This is a genomic window from Sphingobium sp. SA916 (genome assembly GCF_002894065.1).
Lineage (GTDB): Bacteria > Pseudomonadota > Alphaproteobacteria > Sphingomonadales > Sphingomonadaceae > Sphingobium > Sphingobium fuliginis.
In genome coordinates this window covers 30,071-44,818 of record NZ_LXYF01000029.1, presented here as the reverse complement: position 1 = coordinate 44,818, position 14,748 = coordinate 30,071, and the positions used below count along the sequence as shown (strand labels likewise).

Annotated in this window: 15 protein-coding genes; 7 read left to right on the top strand and 8 right to left on the bottom strand. The window is 64.8% G+C overall.

Going from position 1 to position 14,748, the window contains the following annotated elements; genetic code table 11:
- Positions 1 to 24: 24 nt before the first annotated feature.
- The 8 genes from A8G00_RS07565 to A8G00_RS07530 all read right to left on the bottom strand — a co-directional run bounded on the left by A8G00_RS07565 (position 25) and on the right by A8G00_RS07530 (position 7,897).
- Positions 25 to 2,616 (bottom strand): TonB-dependent siderophore receptor, encoded by a 2,592-nt coding sequence (locus tag A8G00_RS07565; protein ID WP_238320083.1) that lies wholly within the window; start codon positions 2,614 to 2,616, stop codon positions 25 to 27.
- Between the two features lie 376 nt (positions 2,617 to 2,992).
- Complete coding sequence (gene rplS, locus A8G00_RS07560; protein ID WP_025547586.1) at positions 2,993 to 3,361, bottom strand: 50S ribosomal protein L19; 369 nt, start codon at positions 3,359 to 3,361, stop codon at positions 2,993 to 2,995.
- 11 nt (positions 3,362 to 3,372) lie between these two features.
- A complete protein-coding gene (gene trmD, locus A8G00_RS07555; RefSeq protein ID WP_103000404.1) occupies positions 3,373 to 4,104 on the bottom strand; it encodes a tRNA (guanosine(37)-N1)-methyltransferase TrmD in 732 nt (243 codons plus the stop codon).
- The gene (locus A8G00_RS07550; protein ID WP_044662711.1) at positions 4,101 to 4,373 is read right to left on the bottom strand and encodes a hypothetical protein; all 273 of its coding nucleotides are present in this window, start codon (positions 4,371 to 4,373) and stop codon (positions 4,101 to 4,103) included. The genes trmD and A8G00_RS07550 overlap by 4 nt, the downstream gene beginning before the upstream one ends.
- A 132-nt stretch (positions 4,374 to 4,505) precedes the next feature.
- Positions 4,506 to 4,985 (bottom strand): ribosome maturation factor RimM, encoded by a 480-nt coding sequence (gene rimM, locus A8G00_RS07545; RefSeq protein ID WP_025547590.1) that lies wholly within the window; start codon positions 4,983 to 4,985, stop codon positions 4,506 to 4,508.
- 5 nt (positions 4,986 to 4,990) lie between these two features.
- Entirely contained in the window at positions 4,991 to 5,443 is a 453-nt protein-coding gene (gene rpsP, locus A8G00_RS07540) for a 30S ribosomal protein S16 (protein ID WP_025547592.1), read from the bottom strand.
- Between the two features lie 79 nt (positions 5,444 to 5,522).
- Positions 5,523 to 6,974 (bottom strand): signal recognition particle protein, encoded by a 1,452-nt coding sequence (ffh, locus tag A8G00_RS07535; RefSeq protein WP_103000403.1) that lies wholly within the window; start codon positions 6,972 to 6,974, stop codon positions 5,523 to 5,525.
- A gap of 203 nt (positions 6,975 to 7,177) precedes the next feature.
- A complete protein-coding gene (locus A8G00_RS07530) occupies positions 7,178 to 7,897 on the bottom strand; it encodes a hypothetical protein (RefSeq protein ID WP_103000402.1) in 720 nt (239 codons plus the stop codon).
- A 177-nt stretch (positions 7,898 to 8,074) separates the two neighbouring features.
- On the opposite strand from A8G00_RS07530, the gene A8G00_RS07525 reads away from it, so the two are divergent.
- The 7 genes from A8G00_RS07525 (at position 8,075) to A8G00_RS07495 (ending at position 14,746) form a co-directional block, all read left to right on the top strand.
- Entirely contained in the window at positions 8,075 to 9,475 is a 1,401-nt protein-coding gene (locus A8G00_RS07525) for an amino acid permease (protein WP_103000401.1), read from the top strand.
- Between the two features lie 41 nt (positions 9,476 to 9,516).
- Positions 9,517 to 10,317, top strand: coding sequence for a diaminopimelate epimerase (gene dapF / locus A8G00_RS07520; RefSeq protein ID WP_044662715.1), 801 nt, complete (start codon positions 9,517 to 9,519; stop codon positions 10,315 to 10,317).
- Position 10,318: 1 nt separating this feature from the next.
- A complete protein-coding gene (gene mtaB, locus A8G00_RS07515) occupies positions 10,319 to 11,581 on the top strand; it encodes a tRNA (N(6)-L-threonylcarbamoyladenosine(37)-C(2))-methylthiotransferase MtaB (RefSeq protein WP_103000400.1) in 1,263 nt (420 codons plus the stop codon).
- Positions 11,582 to 11,708: 127 nt separating this feature from the next.
- Positions 11,709 to 12,641 (top strand): signal recognition particle-docking protein FtsY, encoded by a 933-nt coding sequence (gene ftsY, locus A8G00_RS07510; protein WP_025547600.1) that lies wholly within the window; start codon positions 11,709 to 11,711, stop codon positions 12,639 to 12,641.
- A gap of 106 nt (positions 12,642 to 12,747) precedes the next feature.
- Entirely contained in the window at positions 12,748 to 13,398 is a 651-nt protein-coding gene (gene ispZ, locus A8G00_RS07505) for a septation protein IspZ (protein WP_044662717.1), read from the top strand.
- 172 nt (positions 13,399 to 13,570) lie between these two features.
- The gene (locus A8G00_RS07500) at positions 13,571 to 14,185 is read left to right on the top strand and encodes a superoxide dismutase (protein ID WP_048576040.1); all 615 of its coding nucleotides are present in this window, start codon (positions 13,571 to 13,573) and stop codon (positions 14,183 to 14,185) included.
- A gap of 123 nt (positions 14,186 to 14,308) precedes the next feature.
- Positions 14,309 to 14,746, top strand: a complete 438-nt coding sequence (locus tag A8G00_RS07495) for a hemerythrin domain-containing protein (RefSeq protein ID WP_048576039.1) — start codon at positions 14,309 to 14,311, stop codon at positions 14,744 to 14,746.
- The last annotated feature ends 2 nt before the right edge of the window (positions 14,747 to 14,748 follow it).

Sequence of the window (14,748 nt, the reverse complement as noted above, 5' to 3'; positions counted from 1 at the left end):
GCCGGATGGCCTGTCCGCCTGTTTTCAGAAGGTGACGTTCACCCGCGCATAATAATAGCCGCCATTGATGCCGAAGGGCGAGATGGTCGGATATTTGCTGGTCGAATAGCCGCGTTCGCCATTGGCGAGTTCCGCGTTGCGGATGAACTCCTTGGACCGCTGGGTCGGATATTTGTTGAACAGATTGTTCGCACCGATGGAAAGCTTGATCGGCTTGGCGATCTGGTAGCCAAGTTCGAGGTCGGTGATGAACGCCTCCTTGACCGGCACCTTGATGAGGTCGCCGGCATCCGGGCCGCTGCGCGCGGTTTCCAGCGTATAAACCTGCGAATAATAGCTTTCGCGCAGGTTGGCGGAGAATTTGCCCCAGGTCCAGAAGGCGTTGAACGTGCCCCGGAAGCGCGGCGTGCTGTGCTCCAGCTCCACTTCGCTCGACGCGTCGATAAGGCGCGTCAGCTCGGGATTGACGGTGCTGGAATAGAGCGCGGAAGGAAGCGGATTGATGCCCAGGACCTTGTTGGCGTTGTAATTGCCGGTGAAGGTCAGGTCGAGCTTGCCCATTTCGCCAAGGTCGGTGACATAGCTCGCCACCAGGTCGACACCCCGGGTCCGCATCTTCACGCCGTTGACGAAGCTTTGCACCGACACTCCGCCCTCGGTGTTGCGGTCGACGCCATTGTCCGCGAACAGCACATAGGCCGGGATCGCGTCCGCCGTCCTCCAGTCCGTCACCGTGCTGCTGCCGCCCAGCGCCGCGTTCACCGCGCTCAGCACCGCCAACTGGTTGTAGATGGCATATTGGTCCGCATCGAAGGGCAGGCAGGCCGCCGCATTGCCGCCCGCATAACCCGCCGGGCAGCGATTGCCGGTAAAGCCGGAGAAGGCCGTGGAGGTCATGATGCGGTTGCGGATCGTGATCTGATAGGCGTCCAGCGTGATGGTGAAGTTGCGCGCCGGGTTGATGACGGTACCCAGGCTGAAGTTGGTCGACTTTTCAGGCTTGAGGCCGCCAAAGCCCAGCGACGCCGCGGCGGACGATGCGGGTGGAAGCACGCCGCCGATGAAGCCCGGTCCGACGTTCAGGCCGGAATAGCCTCCTTCGGCCAGGGTCGGCGCGCGGAAACCGGTGCTGACCGTGCCGCGCAACGCAAAGGCGTCGGAGAAGTCATAGCGGCTGGTCAGCTTGAAGACGGTCGTGTCACCGAAATCGCTATAATGTTCGTGGCGGACCGCGCCGTCCACCAGCCAGTTTTCCAGCGGCTTGAGGCTGATGTCCAGATATTGCGAGAAATTGTCCCGCTTGTACTTGCCCGCGTCATTGGGGCTGTAGCCGAAGAAGGACTGCGCACCGCCGCCATAATAGGAGGCCGGATCGCCGGCCCGGATGCCGTAGGTCTCATGCCGGAATTCCAGGCCCGCCGCGATGTTGACCGGTTCCGAAAGCCCAATGTCCACGGCATGCGTCAGGTCGAGCGTGTTGCTCCACTGGGTGTTGAAGAAGTCGCCATTGTGGAAGGTTTCGGGCGTGAAGCCGGTATCGGCGTAGAGCTGGGCATTGGCCGAATGATAGACATAGACCTTGACCAGATCCTTGCCATAGGTGGACGCCAGGTCGAACGTCGTGTCCCCCAATGTGCCGCGGAAACCGCCGGTCACCGAATAATCGGTCTCGTCGATGCGCTCCTGCGGCTGGAAGCCCCCGGCATAATAGGGCACGCCGCCGGCGCTGACGACGGTCGTCGGCGGGCGCGTATTCTCATAGGCGGCGGCCTTCTTGTGGCCATAGCTGCCGAAGCTGTAGATTTCATAGTCGCCGAATTCATAGCCGGCATTGTAGTTCACGACCGTCTGGTCGATGTGCGGGTCGCCTATGATCCGGTTGGTATAGGGATAGCCGGGCAGGTTCCTGATTTCGGGATAGGTGTTGGACAGGTTGATCGATTGCGGGTTGATGTCGCCCCGGAAGCTGAAGCCCTTGTGCTTCTTCTGCGCCGATATGTTCAGATAGGCGCCGTCGAAGGGCGCCAGGCCGATATTGCCGCCGATCGCATAGGTCTTGCCGCCCTGGTCGTAATATTCGCCGCCGGTCGCATTGATGGAGCCGCCATGGTCGGCCTTCTTCTGGAGGAAGTTGATGACGCCCGCGATCGCGTCCGTGCCATATTGCGCCGCCGCGCCGTCCTGCAGCACTTCCACGCGCTCGATCGATTCGGGCAGGATGAAGCTGACGTCCGGAGCGGCGCTGCCGCCATAGGGTCCACCGGCGACCGAGACGTTGGCGGTGCCGTGACGCCGCTTGCCGTTGACCAGGACCAGCGTGTGGTTGGGGCTGAGGCCGCGCAGCTTCATCTGCAGGTTATGCGCCTGAAGGTCGCTGCCGAAGGATTGCGCCTGGACGGAGGGAAGCTGCTGCGCCAGGCTTTGCATCAGGTCCGGGGAGCCCGTGCGCTGCAACGTGTCCGCGCCCAGGAGCTGGATCGGCGCCGGGCTGTCGGCCACCTTCATCCCGGTCAGGCGGGTGCCGGTGACGATGATCGCCGCGCCATCCGTGGCGGAGGCCGCTTGCGGATCGGTCTGCGCGTAAACTGTTGCTGAAGAAGACAGCGCAATAATCATGGCTGCGCGAGAAACGAAACTCTTTTGGTTCATGAACCAGCCCCCTTGCTTCGTTATGAAGAGAGCCTCTCCCGACAGATATTTTCTTGTTCTTACCTGAACAGTTCGTTCAAATCCTTTGAGCTACGATGATCCTGCTCCAGAGCCGCAGGCTTGGATCTTCGAAATATTGAGCAATCTCTGGAAACGGAACGCTGACACAAAACCGCCATCAAAGAAAAACGAATTTCTGCTGCGGCGCAAAATCATGGCTGACGGGGAAAGGGAAAATCCCCGCAATTCCGGATCAAATCATTGATGCATAAAGAAAAAGGCGGCACCCGCATGGGATGCCGCCTGTCTCTTTTTTACAACTGTCAAGACAGTATGAAAGCGATCAATCCTCGCTGCGCACTTCACGGCGCTCGGCAATGCGAGCGCGCTTGCCGGTGCGGCCGCGCAGATAATAGAGCTTCGCGCGACGCACCACGCCCTTGCGGACGACAGTGATCGAATCGATGTTCGGCGAATAGAGCGGGAAGACGCGCTCCACGCCCTCACCGAAGCTGATCTTGCGCACGGTGAAGTTGCTGCCCATGCCCTTGTTCGAGCGGGCGATGCAGACGCCTTCGTAATTCTGGACGCGGCTGCGGTCGCCTTCGACGACCTTCACGCCGACGCGCAGCGTGTCGCCGGGGCGGAATTCCGGAATATCCTTGGCGAGGGCCGCGATGTTCTCGGCCTCGATCTGCTGGATCAGGTTCATGACTTCAAGTCCTACTTTTTGCGTTGCGCACCAGAGGGCGACCGGTCCCGAACGCCGATATGGCGTTCCCAAAGGTCCGGCCGCCTTAGCCGTGTGTCCTCTTCCGCCCTTTGTTTCCGCCAGGCGGCGATCTTCGCATGATCCCCCGATCGCAACACTTCGGGGATCATACGCCCTTCCCATATAACGGGCCGGGTATAGTGCGGATATTCGAGAAGGCCGCTTTCGAAGCTCTCTTCATCCCCACTGGAAGCGGCGCCCATTACCCCAGGAAGCAGGCGGATGCAAGCATCCAGCAGCATCAGGGCGCCCATTTCTCCGCCGGAAAGGATGATGTCGCCCATGCTGATCTGCTCGACGGGCCGGGCGTCGAAAATCCGCTCGTCAAAGCCCTCGAACCGGCCGCAGAGGATGGTGGCTCCGGGACCGGCGGCAAGCTGGCGGATGCGCCCCTGGGTGATCGGCGCGCCGCGCGGCGTCATGGCGATGACGGGCAGGTCCGGGCGCTTTTCCAGCGCATGATCGATGGCAAGGCCCAGGATGTCGGCCCGCAACACCATGCCCGCCCCGCCGCCCGCGGGCGTATCGTCCACGGTGCGATGCCTGTCGGTGGCAAAGTCGCGAATGTGGATGGGATCGCAGCCCCATTTCCCCTCCGCCAGCGCCCGCCCGGCCAGCGACACGCCCAGCGGCCCAGGAAACATCTCCGGGTAGAGCGTCAATATCTGCGCCTGAAAGCTCATGCCTTGCGCGCCTTGAACCAGGCGCCCGTCATGCCGCCCAGCAGCGACACCCCGCCGCCGAGCATCAGCGCAATGCCGATGGCGCACAGCAGGTCCGCGAAGGGCCGGTCCGGCTGCACCAGCGCGGGCAGCAGGAACAGCATCGGAATGGGAACGACCATCGCCACGCCCGCGGCGATCTTGAGCGCCCGCGACCAGGACATGGTGAAGAGACGCCAGCCAGCGGCGACCATCAGGAGCAGATAGAGAGCGGCAAGGATTTTCGGCATGGTTCGCGCCCTCTAATGCCTCCGATTGATCTACAAGCTGCTCCTGCGAAGGCGGGAGCCTGGTTCCACCGTCCGATCTGGGCTCCTGTCTTCGCGGGAGCACGGCGGTTCAATTGCCCTGGCGAACGAAGCTCAAGCCGCAAACGCGGCCTCTATGACCGCCCGCTCATCCGCAATGGTCACCGCATGCATCGGCGCCATGAAACGCTTGCCGTTGGGCCGCTCCACCTCGATGATGTCGCCGGCGCCGAAATTCTCGACCGCCACGACATGGCCCAGCCCTTCGCCATCGCTGGAGAAGCAGGGCAGGTCGATCAGGTCGGCATGATAATATTCGCCCTCCCCCAAGGGGGGCAAAGCCGAACGGGGAACGGTCAGTTCCGTGCCGCGCAGCGCCTCCGCCGCGGAGCGATCGCCGACTTCGGCAAAGCGGGCGACCGCGCCGTTCGGGCCGGGGCGCACCGACTTCAACGTCAGCCTGCGCCCCGCCGCATCGAAGCCGTCATAGGATTTCAGGGCCTCAGCCCCCTCCCCGAACAGCTTCAGACGGACCTCGCCCGTCACTCCATGCGCGCCGATGATGACGGCAAGCGTGACGGGCTTGTCGGTCAAAGGGCTCAGCCTTCAGCCGATTCTTCGGCCGGAGCGGCTTCTTCCGCCGGTGCTTCGGCGGCCGGAGCGGCAGCGGCCTCGGCGGCGGCCGCCTTGGCGGCTTCGGCAGCTTCAGCGGCTTCCGCAGCCTTGGCGGCGCGGTCTTCGGCGCGATCCTTGGCCTTCTGACCCGGCTCGGCCTTCTTCGGGTTGTTGCGGGCGGCGCGTTCCTTCACGCCGGCAGCATCCAGGAAGCGGGCCACGCGGTCGGTCGGCTGCGCGCCGGCGGCAACCCAGTGCTTCGCGCGCTCGACGTTCAGAACGACGCGCTTCTCGTCGCCCTTGGGCAGGACGGGGTTGTAGCTGCCGATGCGCTCGATGAACTTGCCGTCACGCGGGGCGCGGCTGTCCGCCACGACGATGCGGTAATAGGGACGCTTCTTCGAACCGCCGCGCGAAAGACGAATGGACGTTGCCATGAAACCTGACCTTACCTTTCTGTACCAAATTACGTGTTTTTCAATTCGTCATCCCAGCTTGCGCCAATGACGAGCAGCTTCACTTCTTCATAAAATTCTGAAAGCCGGGTGGCAGGTTCGGCATATTGCCCCCCAGTCCCGGCAAACCCTGCGGAGGCGCGCCGCCACCGCCCAGCATCCCATCCAGCCCACCACCGGTGAACATCTTGGCCAGCCCTTTCAGGCCGCCCATCTTGCGGATCTTCTTCATCGCCGTTTCCATCTCCTGATGCATTTTCAGGAGCCTGTTGACTTCCTGCACGGTCGTGCCGGAACCCTTGGCGATACGGATCTTGCGCTTGGCGTTGATCAGGGCGGGCTTCTCCCGCTCCTTGGGGGTCATCGACCCGATCATCGCATCGAGATGGATCAGCGTCTTGTCGTTGGCGCCGCTCTGCGCCATCGCCGCCTGCGCCTTCTTGAGGCCCGGCAGCATGCCCGCCAGCGCGCCAAGACCGCCCATGCGGCGCATCTGGTTGAGCTGGGCGCGCAGGTCGTTCATGTCGAACTGACCCTTGGCCATCTTCTTGGCAAGCTTGTCGGCTTCCTCGGCGTCGATGGTCTCGGCGGCCTTTTCGACCAGCGAAACGACGTCGCCCATGCCCAATATGCGCTGCGCCACGCGGGCAGGATGAAACAGCTCGATGGCGTCCAGCTTTTCGCCGGTACCCGCGAACTTGATCGGACGGCCGGTAACGGCGCGCATCGACAGCGCCGCGCCGCCGCGCGCATCGCCGTCCATGCGCGTCAGCACCACGCCGGTCAGCGGCACCTGCGCGGTGAAGCTGGTCGCGACATTCACCGCGTCCTGACCGGTCAACGAGTCGACCACCAGCAGGATTTCCGCCGGGCTGGAGACTTCGGCCACCGCCTTCATCTCGTCCATCAGCGCCTGGTCGACATGCAGCCGGCCGGCGGTGTCGAGCATCACCACGTCGAAACCCTGCAGCTTCGCCGCCTGCAACGCCCGCCTGGCGATATCGACCGGCTGCTGCCCCGGCACGATGGGCAGGGTCGCCACGTCGGTCTGCGTGCCCAGCACCGCCAACTGCTCCTGCGCGGCGGGTCGCTGGACGTCGAGCGACGCCATCAGCACCTTCTTGCGCTCTTTTTCCTTCAGGCGCTTGGCGATCTTCGCGGTGGAGGTGGTCTTGCCCGAACCCTGCAGGCCGACCATCATGATGACGGCGGGCGGGGTCACGTCGATCAGCAGGTCGGAGGATTCCGAACCCAGCGTCTCGGTCAGCGTGTCCGAGACGATCTTGACGACCATCTGCCCCGGCGTGACCGATCGCAGCACATCGTTGCCGACCGCCCGCTCGGTCGCCTGATCGACGAACTGGCGCACCACCGGAAGCGCGACGTCGGCCTCCAGCAGCGCGATTCGCACCTCGCGCATCGCGGCGCGGACATCGTCCTCCGTCAGCGCACCGCGCCCACGCAGCTTGTCGAATACCCCACCCAGACGATCGCTTAGCGAATCGAACATCATCACCTCAATTTGGGCCGAAAGGCCCGGAAAACCTCGCTTACCCCGTCAAACGACAAAATCGCCGGCGGGCGAAACCTCGCCGGCCAGCGTCCATCCGGTACTCCTCTTGAGTGCCATGGATCTGTCAGGGTATCGGACGGCAAACCATCCGACTGCTGGCGCGCCCTTAGCGCAAGGGCACGCCCGACGCAACCGAAAGCGGCTCAGCCGGCCAGGGCGGAAGCCAGCCAGAGGACAGGCCGCGTCGCCGCCAGGACCGGCACGGCCAGCCCCTCCGCCAGAATCGCCGCAGCGCCCACGGCATAGGCGGGATGCACCCGGCCCTGCGTGGCGAGGTCATGGACCATGCCGGCCGCGACGAACAGCATCTGCCCGCTCATCACCGCCAGCCCGCCCCAGGGGCCAAGCAGCGGCATCGGCAGGATGCGTCCGAAGGCAGGCCCGATGATCGCCACCATGGCGCACAGCATCAGCCGCCGATGCCATTCGGTCCGTCGGCGCATCCGGATGGCGCCCGTCAGCAGGGCGGCGAAGGTCAGCAGTTCCAGCAGGCTCAGCGCCAGGAAGATCGGCGGCGTGAAGAAGGGCGGCACCCGGTCCAGCACGACCGCCATGCTCATGGTCAGGATGCCCAGCGGCACCATCGCCGTGGCCAGGCCCACGGCCACCCATCCCATGCGCCGATGCAGCGCCATCGACCCGCGATGGGCAAAGGCGTTCTGCATGACGAACAGCAATGTCCAGCCGACGAACACCGCGCCGTGGACATGCACCCAATAGGGCACGCGCGGCACATCCACCATTCCGCGCAGCGCGTAGGAGCCGAAGCCCCCGATCACCGTCGCCGCGATGGCGACCGACATTCCCAGGTAAAAGCCATTTTCCCGCACGGACGCAGGAACGGTCGACGCAGCAGCATCCATGGGACGCCTTCCCCCTTTTCAAGAAGATTTAAGCCGTCGCGACCTTTGTTTGCGTCCCTGTAACAGAATATCAGGGGAGTCGCGAGAGGCGGCCCGGCGCTGCCTTACATTTGTAAAACCCCTTGCCAGCAGCTTCGGCAGCGGCAAGGTGCGCCGTGCAGAGAGGGGAATCAGGACATGGGTTGGACGCGCCGCAAGCCGATGGAGGCGATGATGCCCTCGCATGAGGGGCAAAGGCTGGCGCGCACCTTGTCCTGGCCGCATCTGCTGGCGCTGGGCGTGGGGGCCATCGTCGGCACCGGCATATTGACGCTGATCGGCGTCGGCGCGGACCGGGCGGGGCCAGCCGTGCTGCTGTCCTTCGCCATTGCCGGCGCGATCTGCGCCTGCGCGGCGCTGGCCTATGCCGAACTCTCCACCATGATGCCGGCCGCCGGCAGCGCGTACAGCTACAGCTATGTCGTGCTGGGCGAAGGCATTGCGTGGATCGTCGGATGGAGCCTGATCCTCGAATATTCGCTGGTCGTGTCGACCGTGGCGGTGGGCTGGTCCGGCTATGCCGCACCCCTGCTGACATCGGCGGGCTTCCCGGACCTGTTGACCAGGGGGCCGGAACTGGGCGGCCTGGTCAATGCGCCCGCCATCTTCATCATCGCCGTGGTCGCCGGCCTGTTGATGCTCGGCACGCATGAAAGCGCGCGGCTGAACTCGTTGCTGGTGGTGATCAAGATCGCGACGCTCAGCCTGTTCGTCGCCATCGCCCTGCCCGCCTTCGACGCCCAGAACCTTCAGCCTTTCATGCCCTTCGGCTTCGCCAAGTCGATGGCGCCGGACGGCGTCGAGCGCGGCGTGATGGCCGCGGCGGCGATCATCTTCTTCGCCTTCTACGGCTTCGACGCCATCTCCACCGCGGCGGAGGAGGCGAAGAACCCGGATCGCGACCTTGCCATCGGCATCGTCGGATCGCCGGTCGCCTGCACGCTGATCTATGTGCTCGTGGCGGCGGCGGCGGTCGGGGCGATGCCCTTCACCCGCTTTGCCGGCAGTCCCGAACCGCTGGCGCTGATCCTGCGTGAAATGGGCCAGGGACAGGTGGCGCGAATCGTCGCCATCGCGGCGGTCATCGCCCTTCCCACGGTGCTGCTGGGCTTCCTCTACGGCCAGAGCCGCATCTTCCTCGTCATGGCCCGCGACGGCTTCCTGCCGCAAAGGCTGGCGCTGATCTCCCGGCGCGGGACGCCCGCCCGGATCACCGCCGTCACCGCCCTGCTGGTCGCGATCATCGCCGGCCTGCTGCCCATTGACGAGATCGCGGCGCTGGCCAATGCGGGAACGCTGATCGCCTTCACCGCCGTGGGCGCATGCCTGCTGATCCTGCGCCGGCGCATGCCCGACATGAGGCGCCCCTTCCGCACCCCGGCCGGATGGCTGGTCGGGCTCGGCGCCATCGGCGGCTGCGCCTATCTGTTCATCAGCCTGCCGGCGAAGACCATCCTCGCCTGCCTCCTCTGGAACGCCATCGGTCTGGCCGTCTATTTCCTCTATGGCCGCAGGCGCGCCGCACTGAACGCGGGATAGGCTGGTCTTTTGCCGGCACAGGCCTTACATGCGCGCCCATCATGGGCCGTTTTTCGAAGATGCATGGACTGGGCAACGACTTTGTCGTGATCGACGCGCGGGAAACCGCGCTCGACATGACGGAGGCGCGTGCGCAGGCCATTGCCGACCGTCACGCCGGCATCGGCTGCGACCAGTTGATCCTGATCGGCAATAGCGACCGCGCCGACGTGTCGATGCGCATCTTCAACAGCGACGGCAGCGAGGTGGAGGCCTGCGGCAACGCCACCCGCTGCGTCCCCCTGTTCGTCGGCCGGGACGTGCTGATCGAGACGAAGGCCGGCCTGCTGGATGCAAGGGCCGTCGATGGCGGCGCGAGCGTCGACATGGGCGAACCGCGCCTCGAATGGGACGCGATCCCCCTCGCCTACGCCATGGACACGCTGGCCATGCCGGTAAGCTGGGAGGATCTGCCTGCCCCGGTCGCGGTCAATGTCGGCAATCCGCACGTGATCTTCTTCATGGACCGTCTGGACGGTGTGAACTTCGACCGTCTTGGGCCGCTGATCGAGCATGATCCGCTCTTCCCCGCCCGCGTGAATGTGAATTTCGCGCAGATGGTGGGCGACAATCATATCCGCCTGGTCGTCTGGGAACGGGGCGCCGGCCTGACCCGCGCCTGCGGAACCGGCGCCTGCGCGACGGCGGTGGCGGCGGTGCGGCGCAAGCTGGCGAGCGGACCGACCACCGTGAGCCTGCCGGGGGGCGACCTTGTGATCGACTGGGCGCCGGGCGGGCATATATTGATGACCGGCCCTGCCACCCATGTCTTCGACGGCGAGGCTGACTGGGCGCGATTCTGACATGGGCGGGCCGCAGATCATCACGCTTGGCTGCCGCCTCAACATCGCGGAGAGCGAGGCGATTCGAGAGATTATCGGCCGCGAGATGCCGAACGCGCAGGATGATCTGGTCGTCGTCAACAGCTGCGCCGTGACGGCAGAGGCCGTGCGCCAGAGCCGGCAGGCCATCCGCCGCGCCCGCCGCGACCGCCCCGGTGCGCGGATCATGGTGACGGGCTGCGCCGCACAGACGGAGCCGGAAACCTTCGCCGCCATGGCCGAAGTCGACGCGGTGATCGGCAATCGGGAAAAGATGCACCGGACATCCTATCTCCCGAACGGAGGAAGTGACCCGGTCAGGGTCTCCGACATCATGTCGGTCCGCGACACCGCTCCCCATATGGCCAGCGCCTTTGCAGAACATGCCCGCGCCTTCCTGGAGGTGCAGAATGGCTGCGACCATCGCTGCACCTTCTGCATCATCCCCTATGGCCGGGGCAACAGCCGCTCCGTCCCGGCCGGCGCCGTCATCGACAAGGCCAGGGAACTGGTCGGTGCGGGTTACAGGGAAATCGTCCTCACCGGCGTGGACGTCACCAGCTACGGCCCGGACCTGCCGGGCGCGCCCTCGCTCGGCCTGCTGATCGAGCGCATGCTGAAGGGGGTGCCCGACCTCCCCCGCCTGCGCCTTTCCTCTCTCGACAGCGTGGAGATCGACGAGCGGCTGTTCGACATCCTCGCCCATGAGCCGCGCATGATGCCGCATCTGCACCTGTCGCTCCAGGCGGGCGACGACATGATCCTGAAGCGCATGAAGCGCCGCCACAGCCGCACGGACGCCGTGCGCATCGTGGAACGCCTCAGGGCCGCCCGTCCGGAGATCAGCATCGGCGCCGACATCATCGCCGGCTTTCCGACCGAGGACGACGCCATGTTCGAAAACAGCCTCAGGCTGGTCGAGCAATGCGCCATCGTCCATGGCCATGTCTTCCCCTATTCACCGCGCGCAAATACCCCGGCCGCCCGCATGCCGCAGGTGGAGCGGGCCACCATCAAGGCGCGCGCCGCCCGGCTGCGCGCCGCCTGCGGGGCGCAACGGGAACGCTGGCTCCAGAGCCTCATCGGTTCCACCCAATCCGTGCTGGTCGAACGCAACGGGCTTTCCGGACATGCCGAAAATTTCGCCCCGGTGCGTTTCGCGACCCCGCAATCGCCCTCCTCCATCGTCCATGCGACCATCACGGCCCTTGAGAATGGCGCGCTGATCGCGCAAGAGGCAGCGTGAGAGACAATCATTTTTCCGTCATTCCCGCGCAGGCGGGAATCCATCTCCGGGCTCCGGGCCGTTCCGCCTGGTGCACCCCATGGGAGATGGATCCCCGCCCGCGCGGGGATGATGCTGGTGGATAGACATGGCTGAAACATCCTGGCGCGATCGCCTCTTCGGCGGCCTCAAGCGCACTTCCGACAAGCTGGGCGAGAATCTCACCGGCCTCTTCTCCAAGGCCGCGCTCGACGAGCAGACACTGGACGAGATCGAGGAAGCGCTGATTGTCAGCGACCTGGGCCCCGCCATGGCCGCCCGCGTGCGCGACCGCCTGTCCGAAGGCCGCTACAACCGCGAACTGACCGAGGATTATCTGCGGGAGATCATCGCGGAGGAGATCGAGAAGGTTCTCGCCCCGGTCGCGCGCCCGCTGGAGATCGAGGCTTTTCCGCGCCCTCAGGTAATCCTGGTCATCGGCGTCAACGGTTCCGGCAAGACCACCACCATCGCCAAGCTCGCCAACCTCTTCCTCGAACAGGATTATGGCGTGATGCTGGCGGCGGGCGACACCTTCCGCGCTGCCGCCATCGGCCAGCTCAAGGTCTGGGCGGAACGGCTCGGCATCCCCATCGTCGCGGGCAAGGAGGGCGGCGACGCGGCGGGCATCGTCTTCGACGCGGTGAAGCAGGCGACCGCCACCGGCATCGACGTGCTGATCGTGGACACGGCCGGGCGCCTGCAGAACAAGACCGAACTGATGGACGAGTTGGCCAAGATCCGCCGCGTGCTCGGCCGGTTGAACCCGGCGGCGCCGCATGACGTTGTGCTGGTGCTGGATGCCACCACGGGACAGAATGCGTTGAGCCAGATCGAGGTCTTCAAGGAATTCGCGCAGGTGACGGGCCTCGTCATGACCAAGCTGGACGGCACGGCGCGCGGCGGCGTGCTGGTCGCCGCGGCGGAGAAATATCGCCTGCCGATCCATGCCATCGGCGTGGGCGAGAAGATCGAGGATTTGCGGCCGTTCGACCCGGGCGACATGGCGCGGGCGATCGCGGGAACCGCCTATGCGCGGTGATCGCTCCCCCTTCGTCATGCCGGCGCAGGCCGGCATCTCTGGCCTCCACGGCACGACCCGGCCGCACGAGATCCCGGCCCGCGCCGGGACGACGGAGTGAACATATATGGCTGATCCGAAAAAACCGACCCATGGCGGCAATCTCAGCCTCGCGCTGGACTTCGGCCCTCTTCTCGTCTTCTTCCTGACCTACAAGGGCGCGGGCTGGCTCTGGGGGCCGGGCAACCCCATCACCGCGATGATGTTCGGCACCGCCGCCTTCATGGCCGCCATCGTCGTCGCCGTAATCGTCTCGAAGGTGAAGCTCGGCCGCGTGTCGCCCATGCTCTGGCTATCGGCGCTGCTGATCCTCTTCTTCGGCGGCCTCACCATCTATTTCCGCGACCAGAGCTTCATCCAGATCAAGCCGACCATCATCTACGCCTTCTTCGCGCTGATGCTGTTCGCGGGGCTGATGCGGGGCAAGGCGTTGCTCAAATATCTCCTCCAGGCGGCCTATGACGGCCTGACCGAGACCGGCTGGCGCAAGCTGTCGCGCAACTGGGCCCTTTTCTTCGTCGCCATGGCGCTCGCCAACGAAGTCATGCGACGGACCATGAGCTTCGATAGCTGGCTGGCCGTCAAGGTGTGGGGCGTGACCATCGTGTCGGTCGTCTTCGCTGCCGCCAACATCCCCATGCTGATGCGCCACGGCCTGGACCTGGGCGAAAAGCTGGACAGTGACGAGATCGGTGAAACCACCCCGCCCCAGGGTTGAATCGGCCGCCTAATTAAGATCGTTTCGCAATAGGCATATATCTGTTTTCATGGCCGCCGGGGGCGCATATGGGAGGGGCGCGGAGGCGTCCACGCCCCGACAGGACCATTGAACCAATCGACCGCACCATCCGTTCTGCGGCCGACCCATAACGAACCCGAGGAGTTCCGCCATGGCCTTTGTTCTTCCCCCCCTGCCCTATGCCAAGGATGCCTTTGGCGACATTCTGACCGCCGAAACCTTCGACTTCCACCATGGCAAGCACCACAATGCCTATGTCGTGAAGGCCAATGAACTGGTCGCCGCCGACGCCTCGCTCCAGGGCAAGTCGCTGGTCGAGCTGATCAAGTCGTCCAAGGGCGGCCTGTTCAACCAGGTCGGCCAGATCTGGAATCACACTTTTTACTGGCAGTCGCTGTCGCCGACCAAGACCGCGCCGTCCGGCCAGTTGCTCGACCTCATCAACGAGGGTTTCGGCTCGGTCGACGCGCTGATCGAAAAGCTGAAGGCCGAAGCCGTCGGCCATTTCGCCAGCGGCTGGGCCGCGCTGATCCTGAAGGACGGGAAGCTGGAAGTCACCAGCTACCATGACGCGGACACGCCCGTCGCGCATGAGGGCCATCAGCCGCTGCTGATCCTCGATGTGTGGGAACATGCCTATTATATCGACTATCGCAACGCGCGCCCCAACTATGCCGACCGCGTCCTCAAGGAAGCGATCAACTGGGACTTCGCCGCGCAGAATCTGGACGGCCAGGGTGTCAGCCGCGCCGACCAGCCGGCCTGAATGGAGGGCGCCCGCCGCGCGGAATGCGCGGCGGGCGGACCGCCCAAGCCTTTGTGAAGTCCGCACAACCGTTTCTTAACCCCGCAAGCGGAATATGCCGGGCGGGGACGAGGAAAGCGGTGCATGGACCTCGACGAATTGCAGAAGCAGCATGATGAGATAGAGGCGATGGCCGCCCGCTTTCATCAGGCGATAGCGGACGAAAGCGTTCCGCAAAGGCTGGGCCCGCTGCGGTGGCAGTTCGCCCGCCTGCTGATGGCGCATCTGGCGCTGGAAGACCGGATTTTCTACCCCAATATGCAACGGCAGCCGCACGAAAAGCTGCGCGGCACCGCGGCGCGACTCGAAAGTGAAATGGCGCCCATCGCCAGCGACTTCGCCGCCTATATGGCGCGTTGGAGCGATGATCGGATCGAACGCGAATGGGCGGATTTCTGCCGTGAAACCCGTGCCATCCTGGCCAGCATCCTGAACCGGCTGCACAAGGAAGAAGGGCTGCTGATGCCCTTGCTGTCCGACGCCGGGCTGATCGATTCGGCCCGGATCAGGCGCGCAGGCTGAAT

What these genes read in the sequence shown, in the direction of transcription:
- A8G00_RS07495 (WP_048576039.1), top strand. Translation starts at nt 14,309, where the DNA reads ATGGACCTCGACGAATTGCAGAAGCAGCATGATGAGATAGAGGCGATG.
- A8G00_RS07530 (WP_103000402.1), bottom strand. Translation starts at nt 7,897, where the DNA reads ATGGATGCTGCTGCGTCGACCGTTCCTGCGTCCGTGCGGGAAAATGGC.
- rpsP (WP_025547592.1), bottom strand. Translation starts at nt 5,443, where the DNA reads ATGGCAACGTCCATTCGTCTTTCGCGCGGCGGTTCGAAGAAGCGTCCC.
- ffh (WP_103000403.1), bottom strand. Translation starts at nt 6,974, where the DNA reads ATGATGTTCGATTCGCTAAGCGATCGTCTGGGTGGGGTATTCGACAAG.
- rplS (WP_025547586.1), bottom strand. Translation starts at nt 3,361, where the DNA reads ATGAACCTGATCCAGCAGATCGAGGCCGAGAACATCGCGGCCCTCGCC.
- ispZ (WP_044662717.1), top strand. Translation starts at nt 12,748, where the DNA reads ATGGCTGATCCGAAAAAACCGACCCATGGCGGCAATCTCAGCCTCGCG.
- mtaB (WP_103000400.1), top strand. Translation starts at nt 10,319, where the DNA reads ATGGGCGGGCCGCAGATCATCACGCTTGGCTGCCGCCTCAACATCGCG.
- A8G00_RS07500 (WP_048576040.1), top strand. Translation starts at nt 13,571, where the DNA reads ATGGCCTTTGTTCTTCCCCCCCTGCCCTATGCCAAGGATGCCTTTGGC.
- A8G00_RS07565 (WP_238320083.1), bottom strand. Translation starts at nt 2,616, where the DNA reads ATGATTATTGCGCTGTCTTCTTCAGCAACAGTTTACGCGCAGACCGAT.
- dapF (WP_044662715.1), top strand. Translation starts at nt 9,517, where the DNA reads ATGGGCCGTTTTTCGAAGATGCATGGACTGGGCAACGACTTTGTCGTG.
- A8G00_RS07525 (WP_103000401.1), top strand. Translation starts at nt 8,075, where the DNA reads ATGGGTTGGACGCGCCGCAAGCCGATGGAGGCGATGATGCCCTCGCAT.
- A8G00_RS07550 (WP_044662711.1), bottom strand. Translation starts at nt 4,373, where the DNA reads ATGCCGAAAATCCTTGCCGCTCTCTATCTGCTCCTGATGGTCGCCGCT.
- trmD (WP_103000404.1), bottom strand. Translation starts at nt 4,104, where the DNA reads ATGAGCTTTCAGGCGCAGATATTGACGCTCTACCCGGAGATGTTTCCT.
- ftsY (WP_025547600.1), top strand. Translation starts at nt 11,709, where the DNA reads ATGGCTGAAACATCCTGGCGCGATCGCCTCTTCGGCGGCCTCAAGCGC.